Here is an 18,832-nt window from a genome sequence, read left to right on the forward strand (position 1 = left end):
ACACTACGCATGGTGCGTCGCCGCACGGTGTAGTTCTAAGCATGCATCGTGCCAGGCTACTTTGGCGGAAATCTGGCGGCCGGAACGCGTGATGAGGCGGTGAAAAGCGGGGCAGATGGCCGGTTGTCGCCTGAATCGTGCGACACGGTGTGTTTTGTCGGGCGGGTGGGGCGACAATGCCTGCATGCCCACGCAGTCCCCCTCGCTTTGCCTTGATCTTCACGTCAACACGGTGGCTGCCCTGACGGGGCGCAGCGTGCGCACCTGGCAGCGGCGCATGGAGCAGGGGCTGGTGGTGCGCCAGGCCGATGGCCGAGCGCTGGTGCCGTGGACGGCACTGCAGGCAGAGCTGGTGGCGCCGCTGGCGCCGCAGGACGCGCCGCTGCTGGCGCGGGCGGACCAGGGGGAGGCCGCAGCGCAGGCGCAGATGGGGGCGCTGCTGGCGCTGGCGGCGCTGGATGCCTTGGGTGCGGCGCCGGGCGGTGATGGCGGCAATGGCTGCAGTAGCTGTGTAGTGGCGGCGCGGTATTTTCTGGAGCAGGCGGCGCAGCAGGGCGAGGCGGATGCGATGCACTGGCTGGCGCTGCTGCATGCAGCCGGTTTGTGCGAGGGTGATGGCAACGCGCAAGCGCTGATGTGGCTGGCCCGGGCGGCGGCGCAGGGGCATGTGCTTGCCAAGGCGCAGTTGGCGGGGTTGATGCCGGGGGCAGGAGTTTAAGAACGATAGCTGGTTGCGCTTTATTTACCTAGGTTGAAGCGGTTTTTGCCTGATTGACGATACGCTTCAAGTACGGTTGCCAGCCCTCACCCCTGCCCTCTCCCAGAGGGAGAGGGGGTAATACCGGCGCAAGGGTGCAGGCCTTCGATGGCTCCATGATGGTCTGGCCGGACACTGGATTGTTTGTATCCTGTTTTATGCAATCGCCACATGCGAACCATCCACACCAACATCAAGACCGCCCAGGAACTGGCGCGGCAACTGTAAGGAGCAGCCACCATGGGAACCCTGAAACTGCGTCAATGGGACAGTGCCGAGCACCTCAAGACTGAGGAGGACATGGTGCTGTACCTGCAAGCCTGCATGGAGGAAGCTGGCGATGACGCTGCCTTTATTGCCAAAGCCTTGGGCACGATCGCCCGCGCCAAGGGCATGAGCCAGCTCGCCAAGGAAACGGGCCTGGGGCGCGAGAGCCTGTACAAGGCACTGTCGGGCGAGGGCAACCCGAGTTTTGGCACCATCCTGAAGGTGATGCGCGCACTGGGCCTGAAGCTGCAGCCCCAGGCCGTGGGCCAGGCCTGAAACGCGGTGGCGCCGGCCTGCACCGCGTTCCAATCAAAAAACAGAAAAAAGCGGCTCTAGCGCTTTACCAGCAATCACAAACAGCTATTGTTTTGTGTTGACGCCAGCTGGCCACCAGCAATTTGGCATCCCTCTGCTGGCGGGCTTGGGCTTCTGGCGTCATGGGGCATCCTGCGAGATGCTTGCAATCATAGTACTATCGTATTGATAGCTTTCCGCGATTTGCAGTCAAGCGCTACAGCCTGTTTTGATCTATATCACGCTGCAGATTCCACATCGCCGCATAACGCCCGCCCGCAGCCAGCAAAGCGGCATGCGTGCCGCGCTCGACGATGCGACCCTGCTCCATCACCAGGATCTCGTGCGCGTCGACGACGGTGGACAGCCGGTGCGCGATGACGAGTGTCGTCTTGCCCTGGGCCACGGAACGCAGCTCGGCCTGGATAGCGCGCTCGTTGCTTGAATCGAGCGCGCTGGTGGCTTCGTCAAAGACCAGGATGGGCGGGTTCTTGAGCAGCGTGCGCGCGATCGCCACGCGCTGCTTCTCGCCGCCGGAGAGTTTCAGGCCGCGCTCGCCGACCATCGCGTCGTAGCCCTGCGGCGTGGAGGCGATGAAATCGTGGATGTGCGCGGCGCGCGCCGCCTGCTGCACCTCGTGCTGGCTGGCGCCGGGGCGGCCGTAGGCGATGTTGTAGGCGATGGTGTCATTGAACAGCACGGTGTCCTGCGGCACGATGCCGATGGCGCGGCGCAGGCTGTCTTGCGTCACCTGGCGGATGTCCTGCCCGGCGATGGTGATGGCGCCCTGCTGGATGTCGTAGAAGCGAAACAGCAGCCGCGCCAGCGTGCTCTTGCCCGCGCCCGAGGGGCCGACGACGGCCACCGTCTTGCCGGCCGGAATCTCGAAGCTCACGCCCTGCAGGATGGGGCGATCGGGTGCGTAGGCGAAGTGCACGCCTTCGAAGCGCACCACGGGCGCGTCCAGGCCCGCCAGTGGCTGCGCGCCGGGGGCGTCCTGCACCTCGCGTTCCTTGTCCATCAGCACGAACATGCGCGCAAGGTCGGTCAGGCTCTGCTTGATCTCGCGGTAGATCACGCCCAGGAAATTGAGCGGGATGTAGATCTGGATCATGAAGGCATTGACCATGACCAGGTCGCCGATGCTCAAGCGCCCCTGAACCACCCCCTGCGTCGCCAGCCACAGCATGGCGATCAGCGCGCTGGCGATGATCAGCTGCTGCCCGGCGTTGAGCAGGCCGAGCGAGGAGCGGCTCTTGAGCTGCGCGCGGCGAAAGCGCTCCAGGCTTTCGTCGTAGCGGCTGGCCTCAAACTGCTCGTTGTTGAAGTATTTGACCGTCTCGTAATTGAGCAGCGCATCGATGGCCTTGGTGTTGGCGGCCGAATCGGAGCGATTGGCCTCGCGGCGAAATTCGATGCGCCACTCGGTCACGAGCACGGTGAAGGCGATGTACAGCACCAGTGCCGTGAGCGTGACGGCGACAAAGCGCCAGTCGAACTTGGCACCGAGCACCCCCAGCACCAGCAGCACCTCGATCAGCGTGGCGATGATGTTGAAGAGCGCGAACGACACCATGGATTCGATGCCGCGCACTCCGCGCTCGATGTCGCGCGTCATGCCGCCGGTCTGGCGCTCCAGGTGAAAGCGCAGGGACAGGCTGTGCAGGTGCTTGAAGGTGGCCAGCGCGATCGAGCGCGCCGCGCCGTAGGTGGCCTTGGCAAAGACCAGCTCGCGCAGCTCGTTGAAGATCGAGGTGCACAGCCGCAGGCCCCCATAGGCCAGCAGCAGGCCCACGGGCACCACCAGCAGCCGCGCGGCGCCGTGGTCCTTGACGTCCATCGCGTCGATCAGGTCCTTGAGCAGCAGCGGCACGCCCACATTGGCGAGCTTGGCGCCCAGCATGAAGGCGATGGCCGCGAGCACCCGCCACTTGTACTGCCATAGGTAGGGCAACAGCCGCCTGAGCGTGGCCCAGTCCGACGCCTGGCGCGGGGTGTCTGGAAGGTCGATGTAGCCGGAGCCGCCGCCGTGGCGCATGACGCACAATCCTCGAATCACGAAAAGAAGGGGATTCTTGCCCATGCCGCCGACCGACGCCGACCTGCACACCCAATTGCCCACCGACAAGGAGCTGGTGCTCAAGGTAATCCCCCTGCCCAGCGACACCAATGGCAATGGCGACATCTTCGGCGGCTGGGTGATGTCGCAGGTGGACCTGGCCGGCTCGGTGCTGTGCGCGCGCGTGGCGCAAGGGCGCATCGCCACCGTGGCGGTGAACGAATTCATCTTCAAGCAGCCGGTGCGCGTGGGCGACCTGCTCTCGTTTTATTCAAGCGTGCTGCGCACGGGCCGCACCTCGATCACGGTGCAGGTGGAAGTGTTTGCCGAGCGTATTCGCGCCCAGGGCCAGTACGTGAAGGTGACCGAGGCGCGCCTGACCTATGTGGCGATCGACGACGAAGGCAGGCCGCGCGTGCTGCCGCCGTCGGCCTGAGCATGTAGCCATCGACGACGCAAGCCAGCCAAGACTCATTGCCTGACAAGCCTGCGACGCGTTCTGAAAGATTGCCGGCTGTCGTTGCAAACCGGCGTCACGGCGCGTTACGCGGTGCCTGACACTCGCGATACGCGCCACGCATCGGCGAACCGGCTATTTGCAGCTGAAGTTGTTGGCGTCTTCAATGCTGCCGCTGCCCTTGTAGGTCGCCACCTGCGGATAAGCGCACAAGGGGCGCGTGCGGTTCGCAGACCAAGCCGCAGGCACATCGGCATTGACACCTGCAGCATTGCCGGGACCGCGCGCGCTGGCGACGATGGCGGTGGGCGCCTCACCCTGCTCCACCCATGCCACCAGTGGCGTGAGCATGTCGAACTGGTCCGTCGCGGGGCCGCCCGAGCAGTGGTTCATGCCGGCAATCGGGTAGTAGCGGGCGAAGTTGCTCGCGCTGCCATCGTTGGCTTGCATCAAACTTTCGTACCAGCGGGTGGTGTCGTCGCTGGAAAAAATAGGATCTGCTGTCCCATGGTAGACCATCATCTTGGCCCCTCGCTGCTTGAGTAACGACAGGTCGGTCGGGTTGGGCGGCGTCATGAACGACAGAGCCGATTCGGGATAGCTGCCGCTGGTCGCATGGATGCGCCGAAACACTTCGGCGATGTCGGCCGTGGCCGCAAAGATCGGGCCGCTGAAGCTGGCGGCATCCATGGGCGGAGACATCCAGACCTGCCCCACGGCGACGGAATCCAGGATCATGGGCACCGTGAATTTCCAAAATGACCATCCGCCCGTCTGGATCCCGTTGTCATACGGCCAGCTCGCATAGATTCTCTGCCCGTCGGGTGTCTTCACGCCGGTGAACAGCTGGCGGATACCCGCCTTTTGCCCGGCCGTCAGGCAACTGCCGTCACGCGATGCGGTGCAGGTGGGCACGTCACGGTCCAGGTCAAAAGCGGTCTTGCAGGCGCCGGAGTTCTGCACCATGCCATCGGCTACGCCATCCAGCGCATCGCACTTGCCGAGGATGGCGCTCGCGACGGTGCTGCGTTCGGCCTGCGTGAAGCCCGAGGCAGCGTCGCCAGGCTGGGCGGCGAGCGCCAGATACTGCTGGTAACCGGCAATGTTGGCCGTCGCTGCAAGCGGCAGGTTGAACCCAGGGTCGCCCACCAGGAATCCGTCGTAGTCGTTGGCGTAGCGCGCTGCGGCCACCATGGTGTGGCGCCCACCATTGGAACAGCCGCCGATGTAGGAACGGTCGGGACCCCGGTGGTACGCGTCCTTGATCAAGCCCTTGGCCATGGGCGTGAGCTTGGCTACGGTTTGGTAGCCGTAATCAAGACGCGCCTGCGGATCGACCCCGAAATTCGCAGGTCCGGAGGCGTTTTGCGCCGCGTTGTGACCGGCATCCGAGCTGATGACCGCAAATCCCATACTCAGCGCGTTGGTCAACGCACCTCCGCCATTCACGCCACCGGTGGCTGTCTGGACGCTGCCATCGGTGCCGCCGTTGGCCTGGTAAAAAAAGCGGCCGTTCCACGCCGTGGGCAATCGCATCTCGAACGCGATCGCGTAATTGCCATTGACGCCAGCACGCTGGTACATGCTGCCCTTGACCAGGCAATGTCCGGGAACGTCGCGGCCCGCAACCTTGAGCACGCCAGCGGCTACATCCTCCGCTGAGCCGATCTCCGTGTTGGGAAAGTGAAACTGCGCTGCAAGGCCGGCGCAGGTTTCTTGAAGCTTGCCCGGGGTGGCGGCACTGAGTTGCGGCAGCGCGGGCTCGGCGTCATTGCCACCGCCGCAGGCGGACAGCAGGGCACAGGTCACGACAGTTGATATCGAGACGAATTTCAACGAACGCATGGTGGCTCCTTTTCCATCAATTGAACATCAGGTGCCCAGATATTAGTTATTAAACGAAATCAATTGCCAGCGTGTTTTCCCTAATTTTCATTGAATTAAAGTTATGTGATGTAACTTAATTCTGGGGCATCCGAGTCGCCCAGGGCCAGTACGTGAAGGTGACCAAGGCGCGCCTGACCTACGTCGCGATCGACGACGAAGGCCGGCCGTGCATGCTGGCGCCGCAGGCCTGAGAGCCTGAACGCGCTCCGAGCGCGCCGTCAGGCGACGATGTAGGCGCCGGAGCCCGTGGCCAGCAGCTCCCCGTCCGCGCCGCGGCATTCCATGCGCGTGTTCGCCACGCGCGAGCCCAGGCGCAACACCTGCGCATGCAGATCGAAGTGCGGCCCGATCGCGGGGCGCAGGTAATCGATGCGCAAATCGATGGTGCCGAGCTTGGCAAACAGCTTTTCCAGCGTGGCCGCCGGCTGCCTGGCAGCCATGGCCACCACGATGGCCAGGCCCGCCATGGCATCCAGAGCGGCGCTGGTCACGCCGCCGTGCATGCGCTGATGGGCGTAGTGGCCGATCAGCTCCGGGCGCATGACGATGCGCCCCGAGACGCCTTCGGGCGCGAGCGCCGTGACCTTGAGGCCCATCACCCGGTTGAAGACGATTTTTTCCTCGAACAGCTCGTGCAGCTGCGCGACGAGGGCCTGAGGCAACGGCTCGCAAGTGGGTACTGAATGCATCGTTATCAGGGTTTGTACGCAATCCGGAATGGCACTGCTGCTGGCATTATCCGCATTTATTCCAAGCAGGTGCTTGGCAAAAATCATCCGCTCTCCCGGTGCAGTTCATCCAACTTCTGATCAGTGGCGTCGCGCAAGGCTGCATCTACGGCCTGATCGCACTGGGCTTCGTGCTGATCTACAAGGCCACGGAGATCGTCAGCTTCGCGCAGGGCGAGCTGATGATGGTGGGCGCCTTCATCGGCGTGGCCGTCATGGCCTGGCTGGGCTTTCCATTCTGGCTTGCCGTCATCGCCAGCATGGCGGCAATGGCGTTGCTGGGGCTGCTGCTGGAGCGCCTGGTGATCCGCCCGGTGCTGGGACAGCCGGCGTTTTCCATCGTCATGCTCACCATAGGCATCGGCTATCTGCTGCGCGGGCTGGTGACCATGATTCCGGGCATAGGCACGGAAACCCGCACGCTAGCCGTGCCCTACAAGGATGCCACCTTGCACTGGGGCGGCCTGATCGTCGGCGCCGAGCAGCTCGTGGTGATCGCGGCGACCATCGTGCTGTGCGCGCTGCTGTTCGCGATGTTTCGCTACACCCGTCTGGGCGTGGCGATGCAGGCAGCCTCGCAGAACCAGCTCGCGGCCTACTACATGGGCATTCCGGTGCAGCGCATCAACGGCATGGTCTGGGCGCTGGCCGGCATGGTGGCAGCCATCGCCGGGCTGCTGCTCGCGCCCATCACCTTCGTCTACGCCAACATGGGCTTCATCGGGCTCAAGGCCTTCCCCGCCGCCGTGGTCGGGGGCTTTGGCAGCCTGCCGGGCGCGATCGTCGGCGGCTTGGTGATCGGCGTGATCGAATCGCTTTCGGGCTTTTACCTGCCCGAGGGCTTCAAGGACGTGGCGGCCTACATCGTGGTGCTCATCATGTTGATGGTGCGGCCCAACGGGCTGTTCGGTGAACGCCTGGTGAAGAAGGTGTAGGCGGCGATGCGTTTCATCTTCAAGACCGAGTACGCGCAGGACATCCGCCTGGCCAGGCACGGCGGGCACTGGTTCTGGTACGGGCTGCTGTGCGCGTTTCTGGCGCTGGCCCCGCTGCTGCTGCCGGAATACTGGCTGGCGCAGCTCACCTTCGTGCTGATCTACGGCATTGCCGGGCTCGGCCTGATGCTGCTGGCGGGTTTCACCGGGCAATTCTCGCTCGGGCATGCGGCGTTTCTCGGTGTCGGCGCGTACACCCAGGCGCTGCTCACCGGCATGGGCTGGCCGTTTTTCGCGGCGCTGGCCTGCGCGGCGCTGCTGTCGGCGGCGGCGGGCATCGTCGTAGGCCTGCCGGCGCTGCGCGTCAAGGGCATTTACCTCGCGATTGCAACGCTGGCCTTCGGCTTCATCGTCGAGGAAGTCTTCGCGCGCTGGACCTCGGTGACCGGCGGCAACAAGGGCATGTTCCTGCAGGCGCCCGTGGTCGCCGGGTTGGCCTTTGATACCTCCCAGTCGTTCTATTTTCTTTGCCTGGTGATCGCTGTCGCCTGCACCCTGGCGATCCTGAACCTGTTGCGCGCGCCCACAGGGCGGGCCTTCGTCGCGATCCGCGATTCAGAAATCTCGGCGCAAAGCATGGGCGTGCACCTGGCCTGGTACAAGACGCTGTCGTTTGCGCTCTCGGCGGCGCTGGCCGGCATCGCCGGCGCGCTGTACGGCCACAAGCTGCAGTTCATCACGCCGGAGCAATTCGATATCGTGCAGTCGATCGACCTGCTTTTGATGATCGTCATCGGCGGCCTCGGCTCGGTGCATGGCGCCTTCCTGGGCGCATCGTTCCTGATTTTCATGCCGCAGCTCATCGGCCTGGCCAAGGACTACCTGCCCGATTCCATCGGCCAGTCGCCGGGTTTGCAGACCTTCGTTTATGGCGCCGTGCTGATCGCCTTCGTGATGTTCGAGCCCCTGGGCATTTATGGCCGCTGGCTCAAGGTGCGCGCCTGGCTGCAGCTGTTTCCGTTCTACCGCGCGGGCATGTTCAAGCGGCAGAAGTCGTTTCAGAAATCGGAGCGACTGAGATGAAGCGTTCATTCTCATCCTCGGCAGGCTCCTTCCCCCTTTGGGGGAAGGTGGGGATGGGGGCCTGCGTGCGCACCGCCCGCGCAGTCAGCCCCCACCCCTGCCCTCCCTCAAAGGGGGAGGGAACAACCTCGGGGAGCTCCGATGCCCAATGAAACGCTGCTGAAGGCCGAGCATCTGAGCGTGCGCTTTGGCGGCCTGCTGGCGGTCAACGACGTGAGCTTCGATGTCGCCCGGGGCGAGGTGTTCACGCTGATCGGCCCCAACGGCGCGGGCAAGACCACGGTGTTCAATCTGATCAGCCGCATCTACCAGCCCACCACCGGCGCGATTACCTACGCCGGCCCGCAGGGCGAGCTGCTGCTGACCAGCCAGGCGCCGCACGCCGTGGCGCAGCTGGGCATTGCGCGCACCTTCCAGAACATTGAACTGTTCGAGCACGCCAGCGTGCTCTCCAACCTCTTGATCGGCCGCCACACGCGGCGCGAGACCGGTCTGTGGCGCGACCTGCTGTTCACGCCGCGCACGCGCGCCGCCGAGCTCAAGGCGCGTGAGAAGGTCGAAGAAATCATCGACTTTCTCGATCTGCAGCATTACCGCGATACGCTGGTCGGTGGTCTGCCCTACGGCGTGCGCAAGGTGGTGGAGCTGGGCCGGGCACTGTGCACGGAACCACGCCTGCTGCTGCTCGATGAGCCATCTTCGGGCCTGAACGTCGAGGAAACCGACGACATGGCATTCTGGATTCAGGACATTCGCGATGACCTCGGCATCACCGTGCTGATGGTGGAGCACGACATGTCGCTGGTCTCGCGCGTCTCCGATCGGGTGCTGGCGATGAACCAGGGTGAGGTGCTGGCGCTGGGCTCGCCCGCCGCAGTGCAGGCCGACCCGGGCGTGGCCGAGGCCTACCTGGGCACGATTGACGACGTGAGCAATCTGCGCCGCCCGCCCGGGCACACGATGGGAGGCCGCGCGTGAACGCCCCCGCCACCCCCGCGCCACTGCTGCAACTGCAGAACGTGGAGAGCGCCTACGGCCCGATCAAGGCGATACGCGGCGTGAGCCTGGCTGTGCACGCGGGCGAAATCGCCACCGTGCTGGGCAGCAACGGCGCGGGCAAAACCACGATTCTCAAGACCATCAGCGGCATCATCGACCCGCTCAAGGGCAGCGTGCAGTTCAAGGGCGCGGACATCACCGCCAACGATCCCACCACCATCGTTCAGCGCGGCCTGATGCATGTGCCCGAGGGGCGCGAGGTGTTTGCGCTGCTCTCGGTGCGCGACAACCTGATGATGGGCGCCTACACGCGCCGCGACCGCGACGCGGTGGCGCGCGATCTGGAAACCGTGTACGGCTACTTCCCCATCCTGAAAGAGCGCAGTACCCAGGATGCCGGCCTGCTCTCGGGCGGGCAGCAGCAGATGCTGGCGATCAGCCGCGCGCTGATGGCCGCGCCCGAGCTCATCCTGCTCGATGAGCCCAGCCTGGGCCTGTCGCCGCGCCTGACCAAGGAGATCTTCGAGATCGTGGTGCGCATCAACCGCGAGCGCGGCACCACCATGCTGCTGGTGGAACAAAACGCCAACATGGCGCTCAACGCCTCGGACTTCGGCTACGTGCTGGAAAACGGCCGCATCGTGATGGAGGGTGCCTGCGAGGTGCTGCGCGAGAAGGAGGACATCAAGGAGTTCTATCTCGGCATGAAGGGCGACGGCGTGCGCGGCGAGCGGCGCTGGAAAAAGAAGAAGAATTGGAGATAGCGGCATGAGCGTGCTCTGGAACCCCGATTGCGCCGCACGCGAAGGCCTCGCCATGCAGGGCGACACCATCGCCGCGATTTTCTGGAACGGCGTCGCGCGCAGAGGCTCGCAGGTGTGGCTGCGCGAGAAAAAGCTCGGCCTGTGGCGCGCCTGGAGCTGGACGCAGGTGGGCGATGCGGTGCGCGAGATCGCAGGCGGCCTGATGGCACTGGGCTTTGAGCCAGGCCACACCGCCTCCATCCTCTCCAACACCATCCTGGAATGGGTGCTGGCGGACCTTGCCGTGCTCTCCTGCGCCGGCGTGGCCAGCGGCATCTATCCCACCGATGCGGCGGCGCAGGTGCACTACCTGACCGAGGATTCGCACAGCAGCTTCCTCTTCGTCGAAGACGACGAGCAGCTGGACAAGGCGCTGGCGGTGCGCGGGCAACTGCCTGGCCTCAAGAAGATCATCGTCTTCGACATGGAAGGCCTGCACCAGCTCGACGACGCTGGCGTGATGAGCCTGGCCGCATTGCGCGAGCTGGGCCGCCAATGGAACACGCAACACCCGCAAGCGCTGCCGCAGCGCGTGGCCGCGGTCAAGCCCGAGGATCTGGCCATCCTGGTCTACACCTCGGGCACCACCGGCAAGCCCAAGGGCGCGATGCACACGCACAGCGCGCTGGTGGCCACCGTGCGCGGGCTGAACACCGTGATCGCGCGCAGCGAGGCGGACGAGGCCATGGCCTTTCTGCCGCTGTGCCACATCGCCGAACGCATGGGCGGCGAATACCTCTCGCTGTATTCCGGCTGCAAGCTCAACTTCGTCGAGAACCCTGACACCGTGCCCGAGAACGTGCGCGAGATCGCGCCCACGGTCTTCGTCGCCGTGCCGCGCGTGTGGGAGAAGTTCTATTCCGGCGTGACGATCGCGCTCAAGGAAAGCACGCGGCTGCAGCAGGCCGCCTACGCCTGGGCCATAGGCGTGGGCCGGCGCATCGCCGACAAGGTGCTGGCGGGCGAGACCATACCCGCCACGCTCAAGGCGCGCTTTCACCTCGCGCGCTGGCTGGTGCTGAACAACGTGCGCAAGATGATAGGCATCCACCGCGCGCGCTATCTGGTGACCGGCGCGGCGCCGATTTCGCCCGACCTGATCAAGTGGTATCTCTCGCTCGGCGTGCCCATGCTCGAAGTCTGGGGCATGACGGAAACCTGCGGCGTCTCCACCGCGGTGCTGCCAACGCACATCAAGCCCGGCTCCATCGGCCCGGCGGCGCACTACAACCAGGTGCGCATAGCCCCCGCAACGGGCCAAATCCAGGTCAAGGGGCCCAACGTGTTTGCCGGCTATCTGAACCAGCCGGAGAAAACGGCCGAGTCCTTCACCGAAGACGGCTGGCTGCGCACCGGCGACGTCGGCAGCGTGGACGCCGAGGGCTTTTACCGCATCACCGACCGCATGAAGGACATCATCATCACCGCGGGCGGCAAGAACATCACCCCGAGCGAGATCGAGAACGAACTCAAATTCAGCCCCTACGTCACCGATGCGGTGGTGATCGGCGACCGGCGCGCCTACCTCACGGTGATCATCATGATCGACCAGGAAAACGTTGAAAAATACGCGCAGGACCACGACGTGCCGTTCTCCAACTACGCCAGCCTCACGCGCGCGGCCGAGGTCCAGGCGCTGATCCAGGGCGTGATCGACGAGGTCAACGGCAAGTTCGCGCGCGTGGAGCAGATCAAGAAATTCTTCCTGCTCGACACCCAGCTCACGGCGGAGGATGAAGAACTCACACCGACGATGAAACTCAAGCGCAAGCTGGTCGAGAAGAAATACGCGGCGCAAATCGACGCCATGTATGCGGGCGGCACGGGTAAACCCTGAGCCGCTGCAGCCGCCCCACTGTCCACAATCGTTTCACCCACACAAGGAGGACCCCCCATGCAGACGAAATACGGTTTTCTGACCCTGGCCTGCGCGCTGGGCTTTGCAGGATCGGCGCTGGCGCAAAACCAGGGCGTCACCAAGACCGAGCTCAAGCTGGCCACCATCCAGGACCTCTCCGGCCCGATCGCGGCAATCGGCAAGCAGGCGCGCGACGGCATGCAGCTGCGCGTGGACGAGGCCAACGAGCAAGGCGGCATCAACGGCCGCAAGATCGTGCTCAAGGTCGAGGACGACGGCTACGACCCCAAGCGCGCGGTGCTCGCGGCGCAGAAGCTGGTGAACCAGGAGAAGGTCTTCGCCATCGTCGGCCACATCGGCACGGCCGCCAACCTCGCGACCTTCCCGGTGATGTTCCCCAAGAAGGTGATCAACTTCCTGCCGCTCACCGCCGCGCGCGAAATGTATGAGCCGCTGAACCCGCTGACCTACGCCTTTATCGCGCCCTACTACAACCAGATCCGCGAAGCCGTGCCGGAAATGGTCAAGGAGAAAAAGCTCACCAAGGTCTGCACCATCTACCAGGACGATGAGTTCGGCGAGGAAGTGCTCAAGGGCACGGAAGATGGCCTGAAAGACATGGGCATGCAGCTGACCGAGAAGGCCAGCTTCAAGCGTGGCGCCACCGATTTCTCGTCGCAGGTCGCCAAGACCAAGGCCGCGGGCTGCGAGCTGGTGACGCTGGGCACCATCATCCGCGAAACCATTGGCACCATAGGCACGGCCAAGAAGATGGGCTTCAACCCGGTGTTCCTTGGTTCGGCCGCCGCCTACAGCGAGCTGATTCCCAAGCTCGCCGGCAAGGCGATGGATGGCCTGTACGCCACGATGGCCGCGCAGGTGCCCTACACCGATGACGCGAGCAACAAGCCGCTGGCCTTCTGGGCCACCAAGTACAAGACCAAGTTCAACGAGGACGCTACATCGTGATGGACATGTTCCTGCAGGCCGCATCCAAGGCCGGGCCCAACCTGACGACCGACAGTTTCATCAAGACCATGGAAAGCATGAGCTTCCCGACCGACATCTTCGGCAGCGCCCCAGCCACCTACTCGGCGACCAAGCACCTGGGCAGCACCGCCTGGCGCCTGTCGCAGGTACAGGACGGCAAATGGAAAGTGGTTTCGGAGTACCACACCAAGTAAGCCCGGGCCGTGCATCCTGCGAACCGCCTGCGGGCGGTTTGTCGTTTGTGCGACTTCCATTTTTCCGTGCTGCTGCCAGAATTTGACCAATCATCTGCTTGGTAAAAATCCACCATGATCGAACGCACGCTGCTTGACCCCGACCACGAGGCGTTTGCCGAGAGCTTTCGCCGCTTCATCGAAAAGGAAATCGCACCGCACCACGCCGACTGGGAAGAGCGCGGCTATGTCGACCGCGCCATCTGGAACAAGGCGGGCGCCAACGGCTTTCTGTGCCTGAGCATGCCCGAGGAATACGGCGGTGCGGGTGCCGATCGCCTGTACTCCGTCGCGCAGATGGAAGAGATCGCGCGCGCGGGCTGCACCGGAATAGGCTTTGGCTTGCACAGCGAAATCGTCGCGCCCTACATCCTGCATTACGGCACCAAGGAGCAAAAACAGCGCTACCTGCCCAAGCTCGCCAGTGGCGAGATGGTGGGCGCGATCGCCATGACCGAGCCCGGCGCGGGCAGCGACCTGCAGGGCGTCAAAACCAGCGCCACGCTCTCGCAGGATGGCAGTCACTACGTCGTGAACGGCAGCAAGACCTTCATCACCAACGGCTGGCACGCCGATCTCGTCATCGTCGTCGCCAAGACCGACCCTGCCGCCGGCGCCAAGGGCACCAGCCTGCTGCTGATAGAGCGCGGCATGCCGGGTTTCGAGAAGGGCCAGCGCCTCAAGAAAGCCGGCATGAAGGCGCAAGACACCTCCGAGCTCTTCTTCAACGACGTGAAGGTGCCCGCCGAGAATCTGCTGGGGGGCGCTGCCATGCAGGGCAAGGGCTTCATCTGCCTGATGGAACAGCTGCCGTGGGAGCGCCTGCAGATCGCGATCACCGCGGTCGCCGCCGCGCAGGCCGCGATCGACTGGACGCTCGCCTACGTCAAGGAGCGCAAGGTCTTTGGCACCAATGTCGCCAGCTTTCAGAACACGCGTTACGAACTCGCCGAGATGCAGACCGAGGTGCAGGTGGCGCGCGTGTTCGTCGACAAGTGCTGCGAGCTGGTGGTGCACAACCAGCTTGACACCGCCACTGCCAGCATGGCCAAGTACTGGACGAGCGACCTGCAATTCAAGGTGATGGACCGCTGCGTGCAGCTCTTTGGCGGCTACGGCTACATGTGGGAATACCCGATCGCCCGCGCCTGGGCCGACGCGCGCGTGCAGCGCATCTACGGCGGCACCAACGAAATCATGAAAGAACTGATCTCGCGCAACATGGGTTTGCCCGCGCGTTGATGCTGGACTCCCTCCCCCTCTGGGAGAGGGTGGGGGTGGGGGCTCGCGGCACCGAGCTTTTCACCACGCAGCCCCCATCCCTGCCTTCCCCCAGAGGGGGAAGGAGAAAATACAAAAAGCATAGCTGTTACCGAACATCCAGCAAGCGCCAGAGCCAATTTTCATACGGAGACTCCACATGACCACCGCCTACGTATTCGACGCCCTGCGCACCCCGCGCGGCAAAGGCAAGAAGGACGGCTCGCTGCACGAAGTCAAGCCGATCGACCTGGCCGTCGGCCTGCTGCACGAGCTGCAGGCGCGCCAGGGTTTTGACACCGCGGCGGTCGATGACGTGGTGATGGGCATCGTCTCGCCGGTGGGCGAGCAGGGCTCGGTTTTACCGAAGATCGCTGCGCTCAAGGCCGGTTGGGCCTGGACCTGCGCCGGGCTGCAGATCGACCGTTTCTGCGCCTCGGGGCTGGAGGCGGTAAACTTGGCGGCGCAAAAGGTCGCGAGTGGCTGGGAAGACCTCGTCGTCGCCGGTGGCGTCGAGAGCATGAGCCGGGTGCCGCTGGGCAGCGACGGCGGCGCCTGGGCGCAAGACCCCGAGACCAATCTGCAAACGCTGTTCGTGCCGCAGGGCATAGGTGCGGATTTGATCGCGACGCTGGACGGATTCAGCCGCAGCGACGTGGACGCCTTCGCGCTCGAATCGCAAAAACGCGCCACGCACGCGCGCGCCCAAGGCTGGTTCAAGCGCTCGGTGGTGCCGGTGCGCGACGCGCTCGGGCAGGTGATCCTGGCCGAAGATGAATTCATCAAGCCAAACACGACGATGGAGGGCCTGGCCGCGCTCAAGCCATCATTCGCGCAGCTCGGCGACATGGGGTTCGATCAGGTCGCGCTGCAGCGCTACCCGCAGGTCGAGCGCATCCACCACGTGCACCACGCGGGCAATGCCTCGGGCATCGTCGATGGCGCGGCCGCCGTGCTGATCGGCAGCGAGGCCGCCGCCAAGGCGCACGGCCTCCAGCCGCGCGCGCGCATCGTCGCCACCGCCGTGAGCGGCGACGACCCGACCATCATGCTTACCGGCCCGATGCCCGCCACGCGCAAGGCGCTCGCCCGCGCGGGCATGACCATCGATCAAATCGACCTATTTGAAGTGAACGAGGCCTTTGCCGCCGTGCCGATGCGCTTCATGCGCGAGATGGGGGTGGCGCACGAGAAGGTCAACGTCAACGGCGGTGCGATCGCCATGGGCCACCCGCTGGGCGCCACCGGCGCGATGCTGCTGGGCACCTTGATCGACGAGCTGGAGCGGCGCCAGTTGCGCTATGGCCTCGTCACGCTGTGCGTGGGCGGCGGCATGGGCATTGCCACCATCGTCGAGCGCATCTGAGGGAGACAGAACATGCAAACCATCCGCTACGAACTCATCGCCGCGCAGGGCTCGGGCCAGGTCGCGCTCATCACCTTCGACGAGCCCGATTCCCCCGTCAACACCATGTGCCAGCGCTGGCAGGACGACATGGTCACCCTCACGGCACAGGTGCTCGCCGACCGCGAGCGGCTGGGCGCGGGCCTCAAGGGCCTGGTGCTCGCCTCGGCCAAGAAGACCTTTTTTGCCGGGGCGGATTTGAAGGCGGTGATGCGCCTCACCGCGGCTGATGCGCCGCAGGCCTTCGAGGGCATAGAGCGCCTGAAAAAGCAGATGCGCGCGCTCGAAACCCTGGGTCTGCCGATCGTCAGCTGCCTCAACGGCGCGGCGCTGGGCGGGGGATGGGAGGTGGCGCTGATCGGTCATCACCGCATCGCCGTCGACGACGCGAAGATCCAGCTCGGCCTGCCCGAAGTCACGCTGGGCCTGATCCCCGGTGCCAGCGGCATCACCAAGATGGTGCGCCTGCTCGGCCTGATGGGCGCGCAGCCGTATCTGCTCGAAGGCAAGCTCTTCAACCCGCAAAAGGCCAAGGAGCTGGGCCTGGTGCATGCGCTGGTCGCGAACGCGCAAGACCTGCTGCCCGCCGCGCTGACCTGGATCGCCGCGCACCCCCAATCGCACCAGCCCTGGGATGAGAAGGGCACCAAGATCCCCGGCGGCACGCCCGCCAACCCGAAGATCGCCGCCGGCCTGGCCGTCGCGCCCGCGATGCTGCGCAAGACCACGCGCGGGCGCTACCCCGCGCCCGAGGCGGCACTGGCCGCGATGGTGGAAGGCGCGATCGTCGACTTTGACACCGCGCTGCGCATCGAAAGCCGCTACCTCGCCCGTCTGATGACGAGCCCGGTCGCGCACGCGATGATCAACACCTTCTTCTTCGACCTGAACGCGATCAAGAGCGGCAAGTCGCGCCCCGCCTCGCCTGAGCGCTTCAAGCTCGTCAGGGTCGGCATCCTGGGCGCGGGCATGATGGGCGCGGGCATCGCGTGGGCGCAGGCAAGCAAAGGCATCGCCACCGTGCTCAAGGACGTGAGCATGGACAAGGCCGAACACGGCAAGGCCTACTCTACCCGCCTCGCCACCAAGCGCGTGGAGCAGGGCCGATTGAGCGCCGAGGCATGCGACGCACTGCTGGCGCGCATCACGCCAAGCGCCGATGCGAAGGATCTCGCCGGATGCGACCTCATCATCGAAGCCGTGTTCGAAAACCGCGACTTGAAGGCCAAAGTCACGCAGGAGGCCGAGCCGCAGCTGGCCGCCACGGGCTTTTTCGCGAGCAACACCTCGACGCTGCCGATCACGGGGCTGGCCACCGCCAGCCGCGCACCCGAGAAATTCATCGGCATTCACTTCTTCAGCCCGGTGGACAAGATGCAGCTCGTGGAAATCATCCGCGGCAAGCAGACCAGCGACGCCACCGTGGCGCGGGCGTTCGACTACGTGCAGGCGCTGGGCAAGACGCCCATCGTGGTCAACGACTCGCGCGGTTTTTACACCAGCCGCACCTTCGGCACCTTCGTGATGGAGGGCGCGACCATGCTCGCTGAAGGCATCCCCGCACCGGTGATCGAAAACGCCGCGATGCAGATCGGCATGCCGGTGGGGCCGCTGGCGGTGCTCGACGAGACCGCGCTGTCCTTGAGCGTGCACGTGATGGAGCAGACCCGCGCCGACTTCGCCGCCGAGGGCAAGAGCTACACGGCCACGGCGGGCGAATTGCTGGTCGAGCGCATGGTCAAGGAACTGAAGCGTCCGGGCCGCGCCGCAGGCAGCGGCTTTTACGACTACCCCGAGGGCGGCAAGAAGCACCTGTGGGGTGAGCTCAAACCCCTGTTCGAAAAGCCCGGACTCGCCTGGGATGTGCGCGAGATTCAAGACCGCATCCTCTGGCGCCAGGCGGTCGAAACCGCGCGCTGCCTCTCCGAGGGCGTGCTGACCAACGTGCACGACGCCAACATCGGCTCGATCTTCGGCATCGGCTTCCCCGCCTGGACGGGTGGCGCGATGCAGTTCATCTACGGCATGGGGGTGGATGCGTTTCTCATCCGCGCAGATGAACTGGCAAAGGCGCACGGCGCGGGGTTTGCGCTGGACGCTCGCACGCGCGATGCGATACGCGCGCACGAGCCGCGCTACTGAGGCCCGTCAGCCGCGCGCGATGCGCTCGGCCGGCCTGCGCAGCAGGATGCCCAGCAGCGCGAACATGTTCCAGCCGGGCAGCCACCAGGCCAGCGCCGCGGCCATCAGCGCGCACGCGAACAGCGCCGCCGCACGCCGGCGCTGCAAATCGTTGGCGACTGCGTCGAACTCCGTGGGTGAACGCAGCGACGGGTGACGCCGCAGCCGCTGCACGCGCGCGAGCGAGAGCGCCGCGAGCACACTCAGATGCAGGCTGTAGAGCAGCGCGGCGATGCCGGTGGCGCCATGCTCGCCAATCACGCTGGTGGAAAACGGCAGCAGCGTGATCAGCGCAAGCTGCACCAGCTCGATCAGCGCCGCCGGCCGATCCAGCCCCTCGTACTGGCGCAGCACGCGGTTTTGCGCGAGCCAGAACAGCGCTCCAACCCAGAAACTCAGCGCCCAGACCAGCGCCTTGGGCAGCAGCGCCGCGAGCGCCGCACCGAGCGACGCCACCGCCGGTTCGGGCAGCGCTCCAAGCTTGAGATCGAGCGCCAGCAGCGTGAGCGCCACCGCATAGACGCCATCGGTGAGTGCTTCCAGTCGGCTCTTGCTGATCAGCGGCGATGCGGTCATGGTGGCTCTCGCGGTGAATACGATCGCGCACTGTAAATCAACGCAGCGCCGCCATATTGC

The 18,832-nt window shown here is 65.0% G+C and carries 15 protein-coding genes and 1 pseudogene; 12 read left to right on the plus strand and 4 right to left on the minus strand.

Annotation, left to right across the window (positions count from 1 at the left end; translation table 11 throughout):
* Positions 1 to 184 precede the first annotated feature (184 nt).
* Together ABS45_RS14360 and ABS45_RS14365 are read left to right on the plus strand one after the other, a co-directional pair.
* Positions 185 to 718 (plus strand): hypothetical protein, encoded by a 534-nt coding sequence (locus ABS45_RS14360; protein ID WP_291556492.1) that lies wholly within the window; start codon positions 185 to 187, stop codon positions 716 to 718.
* Positions 719 to 997: 279 nt separating this feature from the next.
* The gene (locus ABS45_RS14365) at positions 998 to 1,300 is read left to right on the plus strand and encodes an addiction module antidote protein (protein WP_291556494.1); all 303 of its coding nucleotides are present in this window, start codon (positions 998 to 1,000) and stop codon (positions 1,298 to 1,300) included.
* A gap of 235 nt (positions 1,301 to 1,535) precedes the next feature.
* On the opposite strand, the gene ABS45_RS14370 is transcribed toward ABS45_RS14365, so the two are convergent.
* Positions 1,536 to 3,356, minus strand: a complete 1,821-nt coding sequence (locus tag ABS45_RS14370) for an ABC transporter ATP-binding protein/permease (protein ID WP_291557263.1) — start codon at positions 3,354 to 3,356, stop codon at positions 1,536 to 1,538.
* Positions 3,357 to 3,399: 43 nt separating this feature from the next.
* On the opposite strand from ABS45_RS14370, the gene ABS45_RS14375 reads away from it, so the two are divergent.
* Complete coding sequence (locus ABS45_RS14375) at positions 3,400 to 3,813, plus strand: acyl-CoA thioesterase (RefSeq protein WP_291556496.1); 414 nt, start codon at positions 3,400 to 3,402, stop codon at positions 3,811 to 3,813.
* Between the two features lie 156 nt (positions 3,814 to 3,969).
* On the opposite strand, the gene ABS45_RS14380 is transcribed toward ABS45_RS14375, so the two are convergent.
* Positions 3,970 to 5,679, minus strand: a complete 1,710-nt coding sequence (locus tag ABS45_RS14380) for a tannase/feruloyl esterase family alpha/beta hydrolase (RefSeq protein WP_291556498.1) — start codon at positions 5,677 to 5,679, stop codon at positions 3,970 to 3,972.
* A 260-nt stretch (positions 5,680 to 5,939) separates the two neighbouring features.
* On the minus strand, positions 5,940 to 6,410 hold the full coding sequence (locus ABS45_RS14385) for a thioesterase family protein (RefSeq protein WP_291556500.1): 471 nt from the start codon (positions 6,408 to 6,410) through the stop codon (positions 5,940 to 5,942).
* Positions 6,411 to 6,508: 98 nt separating this feature from the next.
* Here ABS45_RS14385 and ABS45_RS14390 point away from each other — a divergent pair, with 98 nt between their 5' ends.
* The 9 genes and pseudogenes from ABS45_RS14390 to ABS45_RS14430 all read left to right on the plus strand — a co-directional run bounded on the left by ABS45_RS14390 (position 6,509) and on the right by ABS45_RS14430 (position 18,157).
* Positions 6,509 to 7,384 (plus strand): branched-chain amino acid ABC transporter permease, encoded by an 876-nt coding sequence (locus ABS45_RS14390; protein ID WP_291556502.1) that lies wholly within the window; start codon positions 6,509 to 6,511, stop codon positions 7,382 to 7,384.
* A gap of 6 nt (positions 7,385 to 7,390) precedes the next feature.
* A complete protein-coding gene (locus ABS45_RS14395) occupies positions 7,391 to 8,467 on the plus strand; it encodes a branched-chain amino acid ABC transporter permease (protein WP_291556504.1) in 1,077 nt (358 codons plus the stop codon).
* 141 nt (positions 8,468 to 8,608) lie between these two features.
* Positions 8,609 to 9,445 (plus strand): ABC transporter ATP-binding protein, encoded by an 837-nt coding sequence (locus ABS45_RS14400; RefSeq protein WP_291556506.1) that lies wholly within the window; start codon positions 8,609 to 8,611, stop codon positions 9,443 to 9,445.
* Entirely contained in the window at positions 9,442 to 10,230 is a 789-nt protein-coding gene (locus tag ABS45_RS14405; protein ID WP_291556508.1) for an ABC transporter ATP-binding protein, read from the plus strand. The genes ABS45_RS14400 and ABS45_RS14405 overlap by 4 nt, the downstream gene beginning before the upstream one ends.
* Before the next feature lie 4 nt (positions 10,231 to 10,234).
* Positions 10,235 to 12,106: a long-chain fatty acid--CoA ligase gene (locus ABS45_RS14410; RefSeq protein WP_291556509.1), complete on the plus strand. Its 1,872-nt coding sequence runs from the start codon at positions 10,235 to 10,237 to the stop codon at positions 12,104 to 12,106.
* A 57-nt stretch (positions 12,107 to 12,163) separates the two neighbouring features.
* Positions 12,164 to 13,311: pseudogene (locus ABS45_RS14415) on the plus strand (ABC transporter substrate-binding protein).
* Between the two features lie 114 nt (positions 13,312 to 13,425).
* Positions 13,426 to 14,592, plus strand: a complete 1,167-nt coding sequence (locus ABS45_RS14420; protein ID WP_291556512.1) for an acyl-CoA dehydrogenase family protein — start codon at positions 13,426 to 13,428, stop codon at positions 14,590 to 14,592.
* 178 nt (positions 14,593 to 14,770) lie between these two features.
* Entirely contained in the window at positions 14,771 to 15,976 is a 1,206-nt protein-coding gene (locus tag ABS45_RS14425) for an acetyl-CoA C-acetyltransferase (RefSeq protein ID WP_291556514.1), read from the plus strand.
* Positions 15,977 to 15,988: 12 nt separating this feature from the next.
* The gene (locus tag ABS45_RS14430) at positions 15,989 to 18,157 is read left to right on the plus strand and encodes a 3-hydroxyacyl-CoA dehydrogenase NAD-binding domain-containing protein (protein ID WP_291556516.1); all 2,169 of its coding nucleotides are present in this window, start codon (positions 15,989 to 15,991) and stop codon (positions 18,155 to 18,157) included.
* Positions 18,158 to 18,163: 6 nt separating this feature from the next.
* Here ABS45_RS14430 and ABS45_RS14435 read toward each other — a convergent pair whose 3' ends face one another.
* The gene (locus ABS45_RS14435; protein WP_291556518.1) at positions 18,164 to 18,772 is read right to left on the minus strand and encodes a TMEM175 family protein; all 609 of its coding nucleotides are present in this window, start codon (positions 18,770 to 18,772) and stop codon (positions 18,164 to 18,166) included.
* Positions 18,773 to 18,832 lie beyond the last annotated feature (60 nt).

Origin of the sequence: Comamonas sp. SCN 65-56 (genome assembly GCF_001724135.1) — a bacterium.
GTDB lineage: Bacteria > Pseudomonadota > Gammaproteobacteria > Burkholderiales > Burkholderiaceae_C > Comamonas_C.